Genomic DNA, 18,090 nt, shown 5'->3' on the forward strand with positions numbered 1-18,090 from the left:
AGAACTCAAAACGCTATAATTGTTGCTTTTATATAAGTTACAAAGTTTGTAGAAAAAGCTACAGCCATTTTTTTATTTTTTTAAAGTAAAAGCATTAAAAACGAGTATAATCATTGGAGGTTCATGAAATTTTAAGTTGTGAAATTTCCGTTTAATTCAAAATTAATTTTATTTTTGTAAAGAAACATTTTTGTATTTTTAATAGCAGTTGTACAAGTTTAATATAAAATTTTAATTAATAATTGAGTAACCACCATAAATTATTTTAATTCTTTACTAATTCAAGTGAAGAAAATTCCTCATGTTGATGAAAACACATCCGAAACCGGAGAATGAAATAGAAAGAGTCAAGGCCTTAAAAGAATATTCGATATTAGATTCCTTACCAGAAAAAGAATATGATTCTATAACACAGCTTGCTTCTTATATTTGTGGAACTCCTATTGCTTTAGTAAGTTTAATTGATGATCACAGACAATGGCTTAAATCAAGCATTGGATTAGATATTACAGAAACGTCTAGAAATCTTTCTTTTTGCCAATATGCCATTATGGGTGATGAGGTATTTGAAGTTAGTAATGCTTTAGATAATGATGTTTTTTCTGACAATCCATTTGTAACTGGAGACCCCAACATACGATTTTATGCCGGGGCACCACTTCAGGATGCAAATGGCTTTAATTTAGGGTCACTTTGCGTTATTGATACAAAGCCAAAAACACTTACTAAAGAACAGAGAAATGCTCTAAAGTTACTGGCGCAACAAGTGGTTTTGTTATTGGAAGCCCGTAAGAAAAATTTAGAGCTTAATATAGCACAAAGAGAATTTCAGAATTTTATAGACCTCTCAAAAGATTTGGTATGCATAGCAAATGTAAACGGTTTATTTTATAAAGTGAATCCTGCCTTTACAAAAGTATTAGGATACTCTAAGGAAGAATTAGAAGGGGTTCCTTTTACTAATTTTATTCATCCTGATGATTTGGCTGCTACTTATTTTGAAGTAGAAAAACTAGCCAAAGGAGAATTGACCATTAGTTTTGAAAACAGATACCGCAATAAAAACGGCGATTACATTATATTAAGCTGGAATGCATCTCCAGATCCTGATACGGGAAATCTTTACAGTATTGCGCGTAATGTGACTTTAGAGAAAGAAGTAGCGCAAAAATTAATTGAAGGGAATAAATTATTAGATGAATCACAGAATATAGCAAAAATTGGAAGTTGGAAATTTGACCTAATCAATAATGATCTTGTTTGGTCTAAAGGTCATTATCGTATTTTTGAGTTAGATAATTTACCCACAGATCAATTGTATGAAGCTTATAGAGGTAGAGTACATAAAGATGATTTAGCAAAGCTCGATGAGGTAAGTGAAAATGTGATTAAAACGGGAAAAGATTTTAAGATTAACTATAGAATTGTATTTCCGGATCACAGAGTAAAACATATCTTGGAGATAGGGCAGCCCTTTAAAAATGAAAAGGGGGAAGTGACAGAATTGAAAGGAATTGTTGAGGATATAACCGATATAACACTTGCAGAGGAAAAAATTGCTCAAAAATCAAAAGAAATAACTGATATAAGATCAGCGTTAGATGAATCAGCAATTGTTTCTATTTCTGATCAAAAAGGATTACTGACATATGTTAATAATAATTTTTGTAAAATTTCGAAATACCCCAAATCTGAACTGATAGGGAAGGATCAGCGCAGTATTACGGGGCATTTCCCTAAAGAATTTGCGAAACAAATTTTGAAAACGATTGTTAATGGCAACATTTGGAAAGGGGAAATGCGTAATTTAGCCAAAGACGGTTCCTATTATTGGGAAAAAGCCACGATTGTACCTTTTTTGGACGAAAAAAAGAGACCGTATCAATACATATCTATTAGTACGGACATTACCGATCAAAAAATAGCCGAAGAAAATCTAAATGATGCATTACTGAATCTTGAAAAAAAGAATCAAGAACTCGACCAATTTGCGTATGTTGTTTCTCATGATTTAAAAGCTCCACTCCGCGCGATCAATAACCTTTCAGAGTGGATTGTTGAAGATATGCCGGAGATGCCAAAAGACGTTAGTGCTAATTTTGATTTATTGCGAGGCAGAGTGTTGCGAATGGAAAACTTAATCAATGGAGTTTTAGATTATTCGCGTATTGGTCGAACGAAAATTGAAAAAGAGCAAGTTGATTTAAAATTAATGCTAAATCAGATCATAGATTCAATAGTTCCAACAGAAGGTTTTGAAGTCACTATAGGAGATAATTTCCCAGTTATTGATGCAGAGCGAATACTTTTGCAGCAGGTGTTCAGCAACCTGATTAGTAATTCAGTAAAATACAATGATAAACCGATAGGGAAAATAGAGTGTCACTATAAGTCATTACCCGATTTCCATCAATTTACTATAAAAGATAATGGTCCTGGTATTGCTAAGGAATATCATAAAAAAGTTTTTAAGGTTTTTCAAACTATTGAAGCGCGTGATGTAAAAGAAAGTACTGGTATTGGGTTGTCAATTGTCAAAAAAATAATTGAAGAAAAAGGAGGGGATATTCATATCGAATCTACAGAAAATCAAGGATGTAGTTTTATTTTTACATTCCCTAAATAGCAAATAATGGAGGAATCTGAGAAAAAGTGTCAGGAGGAGTTAGCAGCACTAAAAAAAGAATTTGAAGATTTCGTTTATATAGTCTCACATGATATAAAATCACCAATGCGTGCGATTTCGAATATAACAACATGGATTGAAGAGGATTTAGGAAGTGCTATAAATCCGGATGTTTTAAATAATTTAGGGTTACTGAAAAATAGGGTAAATCGTTTGGAGAAGATGATGAATGCATTGTTAGAACTTTCTCGTGTTGATCGTACAGAATTAGAGTTTTATGAAGTAAATATTCCAAAAATGATTGCAAGTTGTATTGCCTTAGTTGATGCAAAATCAAATGTGGAGTTTCATTTTACAAACAATCTCAAAAATGAAAACTGTGTTACATTAGGCGTAAAGATGCAGAAAGTAATTATGAGTTTAATAGATAATGCCATTCGATTCCATGATAAGGAGTGTATAAAGGTAGCAATTGATGTTACAGAAGGTCTAAATGATTATGAAATAAAAGTAAGCGATAATGGGCCTGGTATACCGGAACAGGCCATAAATAAAATTTTCTCTATTTTTTATACCGTTAATTCTAAAGATATTTTCGATACTACTGGAGCAGGATTAGCTATAAGTTGTAAAATTATGAAGTTAGTGGGAGGTAGAATAGAATATTCTCCCGGCATAAATAACGGTTCAATTTTTACATTTAATTGGCCAAAAACAATAACATTAAAAAATTAAAATTATGACCCAAAAATTGGTAAATATTTTATTGGTTGAAGACGATGAAGTAGATGTAATGAATGTAAAAAGAGCATTTGCTAAAAATAATATTATGAATCCGCTTTTTGTTGCCGGTAATGGTGTAGAGGCACTTGAAATGCTGGATGATAAAATAATTCCGTTGCCTAAAATCATTATTTTGGATATAAACATGCCAAAAATGAATGGGATTGAGTTTCTTAAAATTATTCGAGAAAATGAAAAACTTAAAAACATTTCTGTTTTTGTTATGACTACATCAAACGAGGATACCGATAAGATTAATGCTTATAATCTAAATGTTGCAGGATACATACTTAAACCACTTTCTTTTGAAAAGTTTCTAACTTCAGTTGCTACTCTAAAAAACTTTTGGCAATTATGTGAATTGTAATTCATTTTTGTTATGGGAAATACAAACATCTTACTCGTTGATGACAGGAAGACTATTATTGAAAATATCAAAAAGTCTTTTTTAGAAATTAATATTAAACATACTTTATTTTCAGCAGAAAATGAAAATGAGGCATGGTTAATGCTGGATGGTTCTCATAAGTTAAATCCAATTCCTAAAATTATTTTGATTGATGTAAATCGTACAGAAAATAAAGGAATTGATTTATTAAATGCGATACGAAATCATCCGGATTTAAAATCAATTTTAGTGTTTGTAATTACTGATTCTGTTAAAAATTTAAACAAAGCAGCAGCTTTGAACTTGAATATTGCCGGTTACATTCCTGTATCATTTGAAAGCCAAAAAGTAAATGATTTTCTTTCGATACTGAATGATTATTGGAACATCATTGAATTTTCAAGTCAAAAATAAAAAAATGTATGGCCCTTGTTTTAAAAATATTAATTATTGATGATGATAAGATTGATTCAATCACCATCAGTCGTTCCATTTCTCAATCCGGTATCATTGCAGAAGTTGACAGCGTTTTTTCTGCAGAAGAAGGAATTGAAAAGATTAAAACATTGTATTATGATTTAATCTTTTTAGATTACATGATGCCAGACACTGATGGAATCTCTTTCTTAAAAAAGATACGAGAGTCAGGAATAGAAACCCCAATAATTTTTGTAACCTCTCAAGGAGACGAGAAAATTGCAAGTCAGGCGATTTTAAGCGGAGCTTCGGATTATATTCCTAAAACGTTGTTGACTCCTGATGGAGTTTCCCAGAGTATTAGAAATGCAATTAAATTGCACGAAAGTTTAAAACTTAGAAAAGTAACGGAATTAGCTTTGAAGGTTAACGCCAACCGGCTTCAGGAAGCTCAAAAACTATCTAAAATAGGCAACTGGGAAATCAATTTAAGCAATAATGAAGTGTACCTCTCCGATGAATTTTTTACTATTTTTGAAGTTGAAAATGTGCCAGTACCTACGGTTGATTTTTTTAAGTCCTGTTTTACTGATGCCGAAGATTTAGCTCTTTTTGAAAACAATCTCAACCGTGTCAAAACGACTAACGTAGAAGTACAATTCCATCACAGTATAACTAGTAAAAAGGGAACAGTAAAGTATATTAATGAGTTTATAAAATGTCTAAATGATGAAAACGAAAAGCCGTATAAAATTCTAGGGACCATTCAGGACATAAGTGAACAAAAACGCACGGAGGCGGAGTTGATAAAAGCCAAAGAATTAGCGGAGAAAGCAGTTGTTATTAAAGAGCAATTTCTTACAAATATGAGTCATGAAATTCGAACTCCAATGAATGGGATTATTGGATTTGCTAGAATTCTTGAAAGTACGAAATTGGATAATGACCAAAAGCAGAGTGTGGAAGCCATAAAAAAAGCAAGTCATAATCTGATGCATATTATTAATGATATACTTGACTTTTCTAAAATTGAAGCCAATAAAATGACTTTTGAAGAAGTGAATTTTTCTTTATCAAAAACAGTTAATTACGTAATTGAATTACTAGCGCCAAATGCAAGAGAGAAAAAGATAAAATTATTATACGATATCAACCCAAACATAAGTGATAATCTCATTGGGGATCCTACAAAATTATCTCAAATTTTAGTCAACTTGATTGGTAATGCTTTAAAATTTACCGAAAAAGGATTTGTAGAATTAATAATTACAGAAGAACAGGAATCTAAATCTCATTCTCTAGTTAAGTTTTCGGTAGTCGATACCGGAATAGGCATACCAAAAGATAAAATAGATTCAATATTTGAAAGTTTCAACCAGGCTTCAAATGAAACAACAAGAAAATATGGTGGAACCGGACTTGGACTTACAATTACCCGTAAACTAGTGGAGTTACAAGGTGGGAAAATCACTGTACAAAGTGAAGTTTCTAAAGGGAGTGAATTTTCATTTTCTTTAGAGTATAAAAAAGATAAAAAAGGAATATTGAGCCCTGTTAAATCAAAAAATGTAACAGTTGACCCGGATTTTTTGAAAGATACGAGAATACTTTTAGTTGAAGATAACGAGCTGAATCAGCTCCTAGCCATCAAAGTTTTTGAAAAATGGAACAAAGAAATTGATATTGCTGAAAATGGAAAAATAGCGATTGATAAATTAGAGAACAACGAATATGATATTATTTTGATGGATATTCAAATGCCTGAAATGGATGGAAATGAACTAACGCATTACATTCGGAACAATATGCATGAGAAATCTGATATTCCAATTATTGCCTTGACTGCCCATGCTACTTTAGATGAAGAAAATAGATGTTTGAAGAATGGAATGAATGATTATTTGTCTAAGCCCTATGATTTTAATGTGTTATTGGAAAAGTTATATAAAAATCTAAAAAAAAAAACAGTAAATAACATGCTAAAATATGAATCACTAAGTAAAGAAATGACAACGGAAAAACTAGTTAATTTTGAATATTTAAAAGATTTATCAGAAGGAGATGATGCTTTTATAAAAAGCATGGTTGCTATTTTTTTAGAAAATACACCTGAAACAATTGAAACAATTATTGAATCTAACAGAAATGACGATATCAAAATACTGAAAGAAGAAATTCACAAATTAAAATCATCTATTAGTTTATTAGGGATAGTCAAAGCTTCGGATAGTGTTGCTATTATTGAAAAGGAAATAGAAGAAAATCCTTTTAGTCAAAAAAGGAAAGAGGAAGTAGTTTATTTGAGTGCAATTTGTCAACAGGCGATCATTGAATTGCAGTCGATTGAAGAATATTAAATTTTAGTAAAGATTATTTTGAATCAGAAAAAGAATTTTATATTTTGAAAAGTAATTTTAACGTATTTACTATTAAAGTATAAATGATTAATAATCTCGTTTTTTAAGACCTATATAACCAATTTGTATGAAGAAGATTTTAATTGCCGAGGATGATGAAATGATGTTGAAGACCATGGAATTTAAATTAAAAAAAGAAGGGTATCATGTGATATTATGTCCAAACGGTCAGATAGCATTAGAAAAAATAGTTTCAGAAAATCCGGATTTAATAATTTCAGATATTATGATGCCTTTTGTAACTGGATTAGACATTGTAAGTAAAGTAAAAATTGAGTTGAAACTAAACATACCAATCATTATACTGTCGGCAGTGGGATTAGAAAAAACAGTTCTCGAAGCATTTGAACTTGGAGCAGATGATTTTATAACAAAGCCATTTAGTCCCAATGAATTGTCAGTTCGCGTAAAAAGACTTTTGTTAAAGAAAAATTAATGCAGAATGTTTTTGAGGCTGTATGTTAGCTCTCAGGAATCAAATTTGTAGAGAGCGATTTATTGTCATTATCATATAATTTTTATAGATTTTAAAAACCTCGCTCAAAAATATTTTGGCGAGGTTTTTTTGTCTGTAAATCGTAACTTAAAGTAAGAATGTTTTTTTTTCGTTAATGTGAAGGTTCATAGATGAGGCGTAAAAAGGTACTGAATCGTTGGTTTTCTCTTTTTATTGGAATACCGGTTACGATTCCTATAAGTAAACTTTTGGTCACTTCAACTCGCATTTGTGGACGAATAGTCATATCAAAATCGTTTTTTTTGATTTCTTTATTAAATTCAATTCCAATAAAATTTCTGGTTCCCGGAATCATGTAATGAAAATTGGAATTTATTTGCCAATCCGTTTGTTTTGCATTATCTAAAAAACGAGTTGAAAATTGAGGGCCAGTGTATAAAAGGGTGTGAAAATTTTGTCCCCATCGTTTTGCTACTACTAAGAATGGATTGTATACATTTCCTGTAAAAAAAGTATCATTGCGATAACTTTTAAAATCAGTTATTTGGAATTCTTGAATGTATCCAATAGCCATTGAGGTTTTTCTTTTTTCTGAAACAAAAAAGGTATATTGAGCCGCTAATTTTATACTGTTAAGACTGCTTCCAGGGGTATTTACATTGCCGTTAGTAGGATAATATATAGAAAAGGGTAGTTCAACTTCAAGCCCTAACCTGTCAATTGGCGCCCATTCATATTCAATGAGTGCAGTATATTCATCATGAGTAGTATTATCGGTTAATCCGAGTCCTAAATTCCATTCCCTTTCTCCTTTTCGAGCACCAAGATCTCTAATTAAGTCAATATATAGAGGTTCTGCATGTAGTACTTTCGGTCGTTCTTTTTTGCCTTCAACTTCTTGAATGTACAGACTGTCTTTAATACTTTTTTTTTGATCAATCTCTGTTTGTGCTAGAGAATTCGTAATTGCAATTACTGTTAATAGTAAGGTAAATACCTTAGTTTTTAAATATTGGGTAGTCATTTTAATTTAATTTTTATTTTTTTTTAAGTGAAGTCATTATTTTGTATTTAAAATAAAGGGAGTAACGCTATAAATAAAAATTAAACTTCTGGCGGTGGGGTGTGTATTTCAAAATAAGGAAGTAAGAGGGCTGAATTTTGCACCTCTAAATTTTGGTTTTTTATAAACAAATATTCATGGTTTATGGGAATGGCTATTATTGGTAAGACAAATAAATCCAAACAAAAAGTGTTTTTACCAAAGAAGTTTTGGTTACTGTCATTATCATCATATTCAGCGATTGCATTTTCAAACCCTAATACCTTTTCTACCACTATTTCAATAATACTTTCCGGATCATTATAAGTAAGATCTTCAGGGAAATAATTAGGTTGTACATCAGGAGAATCAACCAAACAGTTCAGAAGGTACAAGGACATGAAACCCCAAAAAAATCGAATTAATAAACTATTTTGTGTCAATTTAAACATTATGCATAATTACATAAAATTACGCTGTAGCAGAGATAAATATTCGTTAAAATAAAATAAAATTTATCTGTGACACTGTTGGTTTATAGCTACTATTCTGATTTATAGATATGTATAGATTGGCCCACTAATTTCCATTGACCTTCAATTTTTTCTAACATTCTTATTTCATGAGAATAATTTTTTTTACCATCTTTTGTGGTTGATTCTTCATCATGGCTTACCCAGGCGGTGTTTTGATTGATACTCATTTTATAATTTGTATTTACTGAAAAACCTCCATTGCCCATAGATAAGGGGTTAGTATTGGTCATCGCAATGGGAGGGATGTCCATTGTTACACCCTCAGGAGTCGAAATTAAGATCCTACTATAGGGCTTAATATACCAGCATTCCGCATGTCCTTTACCATCTCCCGCTCTCCATGTTGCGGATTCTTTTTCCAATAATTTTTTGATCTTTGTTGATTCATTATTTTGCTGGCTGTATGTTAATGTCACAACACTTAAAAAAAGATAAAAGGATAATTTACATTTCATAATAGTACTTTTTAGATGGTAATAAATGGTTGTATTGAATTTAAATCCTAAATTTAATTAAAAATTTACAAAAACAGATTGTATGTTTTGTTTTAGGGAGAATATTTTTCATTCTAAGAATAAGTTTCTAATTCTGAATAAAACCGATTGTACATTTTCTAAAATCATTATTTTCAACGAGTCTGTTTTTTTTGATTTAATAATTAGGTTGGATGACCGCTAATATTTCTTAAATTTCATCTAAGTTTTTTCCTTTTTCCTTGTGCATTTTTAATACCTATCAATGCCACCAAAAATCACTTCACAATAAAGCTATATAAAAGGATAGATTCTTATAATATAGATCAAAATTTGTATAATGGTCTAAGCTGTATTTTAGACTAATATTTGGTTAATGTTTAGGCTACCTTATTTTTAATATCTAACAATTCACGAATCAATTTATAATTGAAAAAAACAAGGGATTAACAAAAAATTATTTTAAGGGTAATCAATTGTCAAAAAAAAACCGTTGCATTTTTGCAACGGTTTTTGAAAGATGTTTTTTAAAACCTTATTTAGGCATAACCACTGTGTCAATTGCATGTATCACACCGTTTGATGCGGCAACATCAGCCAAAACTACTGTTGAAGTAGCACCATTAGCATCTGTCAACATTACTTTTCCGTCTTTTAAGCTCAAAACAATGCTACCACCTTGAACTGTCTTTACAGTAAATTTTCCATTATTTTTGTTTATTGCTTCAATTACTGCAGCGGCCTCAAATTTTCCAGAAACAACATGATAAGTTAATACGGATTTAAGTTTATCTAAACTTTCGGGTTTCAATAAATTATCTACTGTCCCTGCTGGAAGTTTTGCAAATGCTTCGTTTGTTGGTGCAAATACAGTAAATGGACCATCTCCACTTAACGTTTCAACTAGTCCTGCTGCTTTGACTGCAGTAACAAGGGTTGTGAAATCTGCATTTCCAGAAGCCACACCTACAATATTTGGTGTTTCAACTACCACTGTAGTGTCCATTACGACCGCAGTAGAATCAGCCATGTCTGTTGATTCAGCTTGTTTTTTTTCTCCACAAGAAGTTGTAATTACTCCTACTAATACAAATGCGCTAATTGTTTTTACTAATTTCATAGTTAATGTTTTAGGTTTAAAAAAAGTTATTAATCAAATATACACATAATAATTAATTGTTTACCTTTTTTAACAATTAATTAAACAAAAAATAAACTAACCGGAAGTATTAATATGATGATTTAAAGGGAATAATACAGACCTAAGGTTAGTTGGGTTTTAATTATAGGTTTATAGGAATATAATTAGTCTTTTGCAATTATTTGAAAAATGTTTTCAATTGTTGAAATTATGTGATTGTAAAAATGAAGGTTTATTTTTTAATTATATAAAAAACGTACAATTAAGAAGTATGTTTTAGGTATTTCTACTTCATTCAAAAATTTAAAATAATTGCAGCAAACGGTTATTGGCTGTTACTATAATTTACTTTCTTTTGCCTCTAATGGCTTAATTTCGCCATTGTAAGAAATGGTACTCCGATTATTAGAACTAATAGAAAGTGTAGCGCTTCCGTTTCGGAAAACCGAAAGATTCATTCTGTAAGTATCTTTTTCTCCCTTTACAACTGCTTTAATCAAATACGATTTTTTTGCCTTTTCGATAGTAAATTCTTCAGGGGTTCCCTCAAAATTTAATCCTCCGTCCAAACCATAACCTATTGCACTAAATGCTCTGCCAAAAAAAGGCATTTCACTTTTGATTGTTTGAGGATGGAATTGTATGTAATTTGGATTTGAAGTTAAATCCATATTTCTAAACCCTTGAGGTAAAGCCATATTTGCTACAAAAACGAACATTTTTGAATTAACCAATACATCAATTTGTTGCTGTTTAATTAATTTACGTTCTTCTCTTAATTCAAGCTTACTTTTTTCCTGAGCAATACTTGAAACTGATATAAATAAAAGAAAAATAAGCAGAAACATTTTTTTTATTTTCATAATCTATAATTTTATTTGTAATTTAATCTTACACCAACAAACATTTTAATTATGAGGATTCAAGGATGTTAACTGCTGAATTTATTTTCTAACTAAACGCATTCTTTTGATTTTTCCAGAAATTAAATTCAATATTTTTCCATCTTTTGAAATTGAAAAAGAATCAATTTTTTCTAAAGTGGTTAGATAAATATTTTCTGATGAAAAATCAGAACACATCATTCGTGTTACTGCTATGGGTTTTTTGAAACTAATTTTATTTTTCCAAACGCTTAGTTTTCCATTGTAATTATTACAACCGGCATTACCCGAAAATATGCTATCCTTTGAATCAAAAGTAATAATTGGCTTTTTATTTGGATATAATTTATCGAAATCTATTTTGGATCCTGAAATATAATTTAATTCCCATGATCCTTCTAATTTGATTGTTTGATAAGTTGCTTTTTTTCCAGTAGAACAAGACAACAATACCAAACATAAAGTGGTCAAGGATATAATTATTTTTTTCATTAGGCTTTTAATTTCTAGGCTTATTCAAAACAAAAATATTGCCAATTATGAAGTTTCATTAAAGTTTATTAAAAGAGCAAATAGGTAAAATCTCTTTAACTTAAATATTCTGATGCAATGTTTACTTTTTTTTCACTTCAGTAACTTCTATTTTTATTCCAACGGCATATGCATTGGGAATAATTTTATTACCATGTGCATTGGCATAGACCTTTGTGAATTCTGCTCCAAAATATAAGATTATTGCGGAATAATACACCCAGATTAATATTATAATAATTGAACCCGCAGCTCCATAAACAGTAGCTACAGTTGAGCTTCCTAAGTAAAAACCAATTGCAAACTTACCAAACATAAAGAAAAATGAAGTGAAACTGGAACCAATAAAAGCATCTTTCCAATCAATGTTTCCATCTGGCAAAGTCTTAAAAATGATTGAAAACAATACCGTAGTAGTTGCAAATAAGATCAAAATATTAAAAATATAAAATAGGTAAACAGTTCCATCAGGAAAATATACCAATAACCGTTCATTTATAACATCCATAACTGTATTAACCATCAAACTAACCATTAACAAAAAACCAACTGAAGCAATCATTGAAAACGACATCAGTCTGTTTTTAAGGAACTTCACAATGCCTTTATTTGGTTTTGCTTTTAAACCCCAAATAAAATTGATTGAGCTTTGTATTTCAGCAAATACACCTGAAGCCCCTATGAGCAACATAATTCCACCAAATAGTGCGGCAAAAGTATTGCTCTCTGACAATTCAATATTTTTAATGGTTTCCTGAATTTGAATCGCAGCCTCATTACCAACCATTCCGTTTATTTGACCAAAAAAACGACCCGTAACTGCTTCTCTTCCAAAGAAAAAACTAAAAATAGATAAAATAATAATTAACAATGGTGGAAGTGAAAAAATGGTGTAATATGATAATGATGCACTTAGTTTTATGGCATTATCATCATCAAATTCCTGGTATGTTTTTTTTAATAAATCCCAACTTATAATAGCTATTTCTTTATGTTTCATGGTTTTAAAATATTTTAGAGATAATGGAACGATATTAACTTCTTGTTACCCTATAATGCTGTTTACATCATACTTTATATAGTTACGATTCCTTATCAAAATTACAAAGATATTGTTTAGCAATTTGAAATGAAATTTATATAATTCCTTGAAAATAACGTTGAAATATTTATATTGAAAATGTAGAAATCAAATTTTAAGTCTTTATTAACCCATTCTTATCTGTAAATGTTTAAATTTATATACTATTTAATATCTTTTTTAGGATAAATTTTTAACTATGGAAAATAATAATACACGAAGAAATTTTTTAAAACAAACAGCCATACTTTCTACAGGAACAATTATTGGCACCAGTTTATTTAATTCTGCTTTTGCCTCAGAGACTGCTTTAACTATTGGAAACCAAACTTTGGGATTAGATACTCTAGATGTTCAGGGATTGTATACTCTTCCTAAATTAGATTACACTTATGATGCTTTAGAACCTCATATTGACAAAATTACGATGCAAATTCATCATAGCAAACATCATCAAGCCTATGTGACTAACTTGAATAAGGCCATCGAAATCGTGGATAAAAACCTCCTTGATCATTCAAAATCTCTGGAAAATATCTTCGAAAAAATGTCTAAGTTTCCAGAAGCCATCAGAAACAACGCGGGTGGGCATTACAATCATAGTTTGTTTTGGGATTTAATGAAACCTAATGGCGGTGGTATTCCAAAAGGTAAATTGGCCTTGGCAATAACTAGTACATTCGGATCTTTTGATGAATTCAAAAAACAATTTAGTGATGTTTCCATGAAGCGTTTTGGTTCTGGTTGGGCTTGGTTAGTAGTCCAAGACGGAAAATTAGTAATTGGTTCCACAGCAAATCAAGATAATCCTTTGATGCGATTACGAGGCAAAGGACTTAAGGGCAAACCCGTTTTGGCTTTGGATGTTTGGGAACATGCTTATTATTTAAAAAATCAAAATCGAAGAGCTGATTATGTAGCTTCTTTTTGGAATGTGGTTAATTGGGATACTGCAGAAAAATTATTCATTTCGTAATAAAAACACACTTAAAAAACCCTGAATAGTATTTAATATTTAGGGTTTTATCTTTAAAATAAATGTTGTTATTTCATTCGTTTTCTTTAACTATCACACTAAATGTATAGTGTTTGTTGCTATTTTGAAAAGAATCAATTATTACATATAATATCTGTGTTAAACTAAAAAGCACAAGTAAAAACTATCGCAAAAAAGTATAGCTTTGTAGCTTTAAATTAATGTAATGATTAACCCTTCGGCATCTGGTTGGATAGATAAATTTTTTATTGAACAAAAATTTTCTCAAGAAACTGTTTCTAAAACGACTGATCTATTTTATCAGAAAGTTAGAAATACAGGTTTTATTTACGGTCATATCATCACCTTTGATACTGTAGCGAGAATTGATACAAAAGATTGGTTTAAAGATGAGATTTCTAAGGTCGCTCTTTTAAACATATTATATGATGTTTTTTGTTTAACGAATGCCGATATAAGTTCTGAGAATTTCATTAATAAAGTCCTAACTTTTTATAATCAAATGCATCCTCAGGGATTTAATTTATTTAAAAAAATATTACCAAAAAATACTCCCGCTTTAACGTTAGAAAAAATTATTGATGAACGTGTTCAAACGAATGATAGCATAATCAGTAAGAATTTTTCTCATCTCGTGACCAATGCTTTGCTATTTATTGACGTACTTGCTTTTCGTCAATATTTAATACATGGAGCAATACCAGAAAAATACTTAAAAAAAATTGAAGAAACGATTGTTAATATTGTAACACTTGCGTTAAAAATTAAGTCTAAGAAAACACAATATGATGACTTGTTAATCAAACTTTTTGAAGCTTCTATACGGTACAGCAAATTTTCTAAAATTTATGTTCATAGTTTAGAAACATTACAACTGGATTATTATACTAGCGAATTAGAAAAATATTATTTAATAGACATTGCAGGTATGGCATTGTGGAGCGATGGAAAAATAGAAAATGACGAAATGTATTTTTTGCATTCACTAGCTGAAATTCTTTCTATTCCGGATGATTTTGTTAACCAAAGCATATTTAGTACTCATGAATTCATATCGAAGTATAAAAAGGAAATACCTTATTTCAATTATTCAAATCCAGTTAAACATTTTTATGATCAAACGACTCAAAGTGTGGTTACACTGATTACCCGGAATAAAAATCGATTAATAAAGGAAATTGTTCAAAGTAAAGAGTTGATGGTATTACTAGCGTATTCTACTCGTAGAGATTTAGACGAAAAAGAAAAAAGAAAGGTTAAAAAGCAATTGTTAGAAATTTGTAAAACCATTCCCTCTTTGGCGATATTTTTGCTTCCTGGCGGTAGTTTATTATTGCCTATTTTAATAAAGTTTATTCCAACACTTTTGCCTTCTGCTTTTAATGAAAATTTAGATAAAGAATAAAAAAATCCGCTTGAGCGGATTTTTTTTTTTAGAACTTCAATTGATATACTTCGTCTAAATCTTTTTCGGAGCTGATATTCACATCTAAATCCGTGACAAAACCGGAATTGAGCCCATAAGCCCAACCATGTAAGGTTAAGTCCTGACCGTTTTTCCAAGCCGCTTGTACAATTGATGTTTTGGCTAAATCGAAAACTTGTTCTTTTACATTTAATTCTACAAAAGTATTAAAACGCTCTGTTTCATCCTCAATAGAATCTAAATAGGTACTGTGCAAGCGATATACATCTTTTATATGTCGAATCCAGTTATCTATAATCCCAATAGAGTCATTTCCCATTGCAGCTTTCACTCCTCCACATCCGTAGTGGCCACAAACCAATACGTGCTTGACTTTTAGAACATTTACAGCATAATCCAAAACACTTAACATATTCATATCGGAATGGACCACCATATTGGCAATGTTCCTGTGTACAAAAACTTCACCTGGTTTTGCTCCTACTATTTCATTTGCAGGTACCCTACTGTCAGAACAACCGATCCATAATAATGGGGGAGTTTGCCCTTTGGCTAGATCTTCAAAATAATTAGGGTCGCTTGCTAATGATGTTTCAACCCATTTTTTATTATTTTCTAATATTTTTTCATAAAAATCGCTCATAATCGTGTAGTAATTATTTTATTTATAAAAATGCTTCGTTTCCTATTTATAAAATCCTAAGGGACTTCTTTTTTTACTTTATTTTTTATTGTATTGTAGTTTCTTATAAGTTAAGAAACTCTTCTTTAATTGTTTCTTTTTTGACCATAACTCTTTTGGCGGCATCATAATAATGCTCTATCGTAACATAGTTTTGAGTTCCCTCACTATTCTCTAGTTGATATGCTTTTTTAAAGCCTTTAAGTTTGACTTTAATGTTATTATCTACGGCTCTGGTTGTTTTAAACTCATGTATTAAATCTAAAATATCATGTGCTATATAGACGGTATCTTTAGCATCAATGATTACTTTTGAATTTTCTGGAATATCATTCAAAGTAGATTTTATCGCTGCTTTATTTAAGAAAGAAACTTCTTGTGCCAAATCAATATGAATCACATCTCCATCCGCATATTCTTCTTTTCTGAAACTATACGCTCTTTTCAGATTTCCTTTTAAAACAAAAATAATACTAATAACAATACCTAATGCTACCCCTTTTAATAAATCTAAAAAGACAACGGCTAATAATGTGGCAATAAAAGGAGCAAATTGATATTTTCCTTTTTCCCAAAAATGTTTAAATGTTGCTGGTTTAGCCAATTTATATCCTATTAGTATTAAGATAGCAGCTAGAGTAGCTAAAGGAATTTTATTGAGAATAAATGGAATTGCAAGTACACTCACTAGTAACAAAATTCCATGGATAATGGTTGACATTTTTGATTTGGCTCCCGCATTACTATTTGCAGAAGATCGTACAATTACAGAGGTTAATGGTAAGCCACCTAAAAGAGAACTTGCCATATTACCGATTCCTTGCGCTTTTAATTCCATGTTAGTATTCGTATATCTTTTTTGAACATCCATTCTATCAGAGGCTTCAATACTTAAAAGGGTTTCTATAGAGGCTACAATTGCTATTGTAAAGGAGGTTATCCAAACCTTAGGATTCATAATTGCAGAAAAGTCAGGAGTGACAATTATTGATTTGAATTCTTCAAATGAAGCAGGAACTGGTAAAGAGACTAAATGTTCTTTTCCAATGGCTAGTGCACTGCCACTGCTTATAAAAATTTCATTTAAAATAACTCCAATTGTAACTGCAATTAAAGCTCCTGGAACTAATTTCATTTTTTTTAAGAAAGGAACTTTATCCCATGAAATCAAAATCAGCATCGATACTAATGTGACAGTAATTGAACCTATCTGAATGTAATCAAAAATACTAAACAGTGAAGAAAACGTATTACTCCCATCCATTTGTGAAAATGATTGGTCTCCTTCGAAGTCATTGTCATAACCAAAAGCATGTGGCAGTTGTTTCAGAATTATTATAATTCCTATTCCCGCTAACATCCCTTCAATAACATTTGTTGGGAAATAATTAGAAATACTTCCTGCTTTAATAAATCCTAATATTAATTGTAATAGACCTGCAAAGAAAACTGCAGTTAAAAAAATATCAAATGCACCTAAATCTGTAATAGCTGTGAGTACAATAGCTGTAAGGCCCGCTGCTGGGCCAGAAACGCTAATATTGGACGTACTCAAATAACCTACTACAATACCTCCTATAACGCCGGAAATAATTCCTGAAAACAATGGTGCTCCTGAAGCCATTGCAATACCTAAACACAAGGGTAGCGCCACCAAAAAAACCACTAAACCAGAAGCGAAATCGGATTTGAGGTTAGCAAAAAGATTCTTTTTTTTTGTCATTGTACCTAACTAAAATTGAATATAAATGATTTTTCTCTTGAATAATTGAGAGAATAGATTTTAAAAAAAAATATTAAAATCAGAAATATATTAAACTTCGTTGGGAGGAGGAATAAAAATAGAGGACGTAATATTGTCATGTTTTGATAAATTCTCCGATAGAATAACATTAGATGACAATTTTATTGGATTTATGAGATCAGGAGTATACTCTAAATAAAAAAAAGTTTTAATCTCTTTGTGTACATGTTCCTCTTCAGACATACTGTAGAAAATAGAAATATCAGCACTTTTCTCAATCACAGTAACTATTGTAGGTGTGACAAGAAATGTAATAAATATAATTAAGAATATTTTAGAGATCATTTTCATTGTCGCAAAAATAGAATTAAGTTTTTTAAGAAAACAGTAGTTATTCTAAAATTTAAAAAAAAATTAACATTCAAAAAAAAAGCAATAAAACGACATTTAAAAGTTCGTTTTATT

General features: G+C 30.4%; 17 protein-coding genes. 8 read left to right on the top strand and 9 right to left on the bottom strand.

All coding sequences use genetic code 11. From position 1 onward, the window contains the following. Positions 1-307: 307 nt before the first annotated feature. The 6 genes from AC0608_RS11520 to AC0608_RS11545 all read left to right on the top strand — a co-directional run bounded on the left by AC0608_RS11520 (position 308) and on the right by AC0608_RS11545 (position 7,067). Positions 308-2,626, top strand: coding sequence for a PAS domain-containing protein (locus AC0608_RS11520; RefSeq protein WP_478289149.1), 2,319 nt, complete (start codon positions 308-310; stop codon positions 2,624-2,626). Positions 2,627-2,632: 6 nt separating this feature from the next. Beyond that, entirely contained in the window at positions 2,633-3,361 is a 729-nt protein-coding gene (locus AC0608_RS11525) for a sensor histidine kinase (RefSeq protein ID WP_478289150.1), read from the top strand. Between the two features lie 4 nt (positions 3,362-3,365). Beyond that, positions 3,366-3,776: a response regulator gene (locus AC0608_RS11530; protein WP_417961377.1), complete on the top strand. Its 411-nt coding sequence runs from the start codon at positions 3,366-3,368 to the stop codon at positions 3,774-3,776. Between the two features lie 12 nt (positions 3,777-3,788). After that, positions 3,789-4,211, top strand: a complete 423-nt coding sequence (locus AC0608_RS11535) for a response regulator (protein ID WP_417961375.1) — start codon at positions 3,789-3,791, stop codon at positions 4,209-4,211. 8 nt (positions 4,212-4,219) lie between these two features. Beyond that, the gene (locus AC0608_RS11540; protein ID WP_478289151.1) at positions 4,220-6,571 is read left to right on the top strand and encodes a hybrid sensor histidine kinase/response regulator; all 2,352 of its coding nucleotides are present in this window, start codon (positions 4,220-4,222) and stop codon (positions 6,569-6,571) included. Positions 6,572-6,698: 127 nt separating this feature from the next. Next, positions 6,699-7,067 carry a response regulator transcription factor gene (locus AC0608_RS11545; protein WP_478289152.1) on the top strand — a complete coding sequence of 123 codons (369 nt, stop codon included), beginning with the start codon at positions 6,699-6,701 and terminating at the stop codon, positions 7,065-7,067. A 172-nt stretch (positions 7,068-7,239) separates the two neighbouring features. On the opposite strand, the gene AC0608_RS11550 is transcribed toward AC0608_RS11545, so the two are convergent. The 7 genes from AC0608_RS11550 to AC0608_RS11580 all read right to left on the bottom strand — a co-directional run bounded on the left by AC0608_RS11550 (position 7,240) and on the right by AC0608_RS11580 (position 12,695). Beyond that, positions 7,240-8,112, bottom strand: coding sequence for an HAEPLYID family protein (locus AC0608_RS11550; RefSeq protein WP_478289153.1), 873 nt, complete (start codon positions 8,110-8,112; stop codon positions 7,240-7,242). Positions 8,113-8,192: 80 nt separating this feature from the next. Continuing rightward, positions 8,193-8,582, bottom strand: a complete 390-nt coding sequence (locus tag AC0608_RS11555; RefSeq protein ID WP_478289154.1) for a hypothetical protein — start codon at positions 8,580-8,582, stop codon at positions 8,193-8,195. A gap of 92 nt (positions 8,583-8,674) precedes the next feature. Beyond that, on the bottom strand, positions 8,675-9,121 hold the full coding sequence (locus AC0608_RS11560; protein WP_478289155.1) for an endo-arabinase: 447 nt from the start codon (positions 9,119-9,121) through the stop codon (positions 8,675-8,677). 553 nt (positions 9,122-9,674) lie between these two features. After that, a complete protein-coding gene (locus AC0608_RS11565) occupies positions 9,675-10,259 on the bottom strand; it encodes a fasciclin domain-containing protein (protein WP_417961363.1) in 585 nt (194 codons plus the stop codon). Between the two features lie 359 nt (positions 10,260-10,618). Then, entirely contained in the window at positions 10,619-11,143 is a 525-nt protein-coding gene (locus AC0608_RS11570; RefSeq protein WP_478289156.1) for a DUF4251 domain-containing protein, read from the bottom strand. 81 nt (positions 11,144-11,224) lie between these two features. Then, entirely contained in the window at positions 11,225-11,656 is a 432-nt protein-coding gene (locus AC0608_RS11575; RefSeq protein ID WP_478289157.1) for an META domain-containing protein, read from the bottom strand. A 121-nt stretch (positions 11,657-11,777) separates the two neighbouring features. Next, positions 11,778-12,695 (bottom strand): YihY/virulence factor BrkB family protein, encoded by a 918-nt coding sequence (locus AC0608_RS11580; protein WP_478289158.1) that lies wholly within the window; start codon positions 12,693-12,695, stop codon positions 11,778-11,780. Between the two features lie 280 nt (positions 12,696-12,975). On the opposite strand from AC0608_RS11580, the gene AC0608_RS11585 reads away from it, so the two are divergent. Continuing rightward, positions 12,976-13,752 (top strand): superoxide dismutase, encoded by a 777-nt coding sequence (locus AC0608_RS11585; protein WP_478289159.1) that lies wholly within the window; start codon positions 12,976-12,978, stop codon positions 13,750-13,752. A gap of 226 nt (positions 13,753-13,978) precedes the next feature. Next, entirely contained in the window at positions 13,979-15,178 is a 1,200-nt protein-coding gene (locus AC0608_RS11590) for an LETM1-related biofilm-associated protein (protein WP_478289160.1), read from the top strand. Positions 15,179-15,206: 28 nt separating this feature from the next. Here the strand turns inward: AC0608_RS11590 and can are convergent, their stop codons facing one another. After that, the gene (gene can / locus AC0608_RS11595) at positions 15,207-15,842 is read right to left on the bottom strand and encodes a carbonate dehydratase (RefSeq protein WP_417961353.1); all 636 of its coding nucleotides are present in this window, start codon (positions 15,840-15,842) and stop codon (positions 15,207-15,209) included. A 103-nt stretch (positions 15,843-15,945) separates the two neighbouring features. After that, positions 15,946-17,604, bottom strand: coding sequence for a SulP family inorganic anion transporter (locus AC0608_RS11600; protein WP_478289161.1), 1,659 nt, complete (start codon positions 17,602-17,604; stop codon positions 15,946-15,948). Positions 17,605-18,090 lie beyond the last annotated feature (486 nt).

It is taken from the genome of Flavobacterium sp. GNP008 (assembly GCF_056428965.1).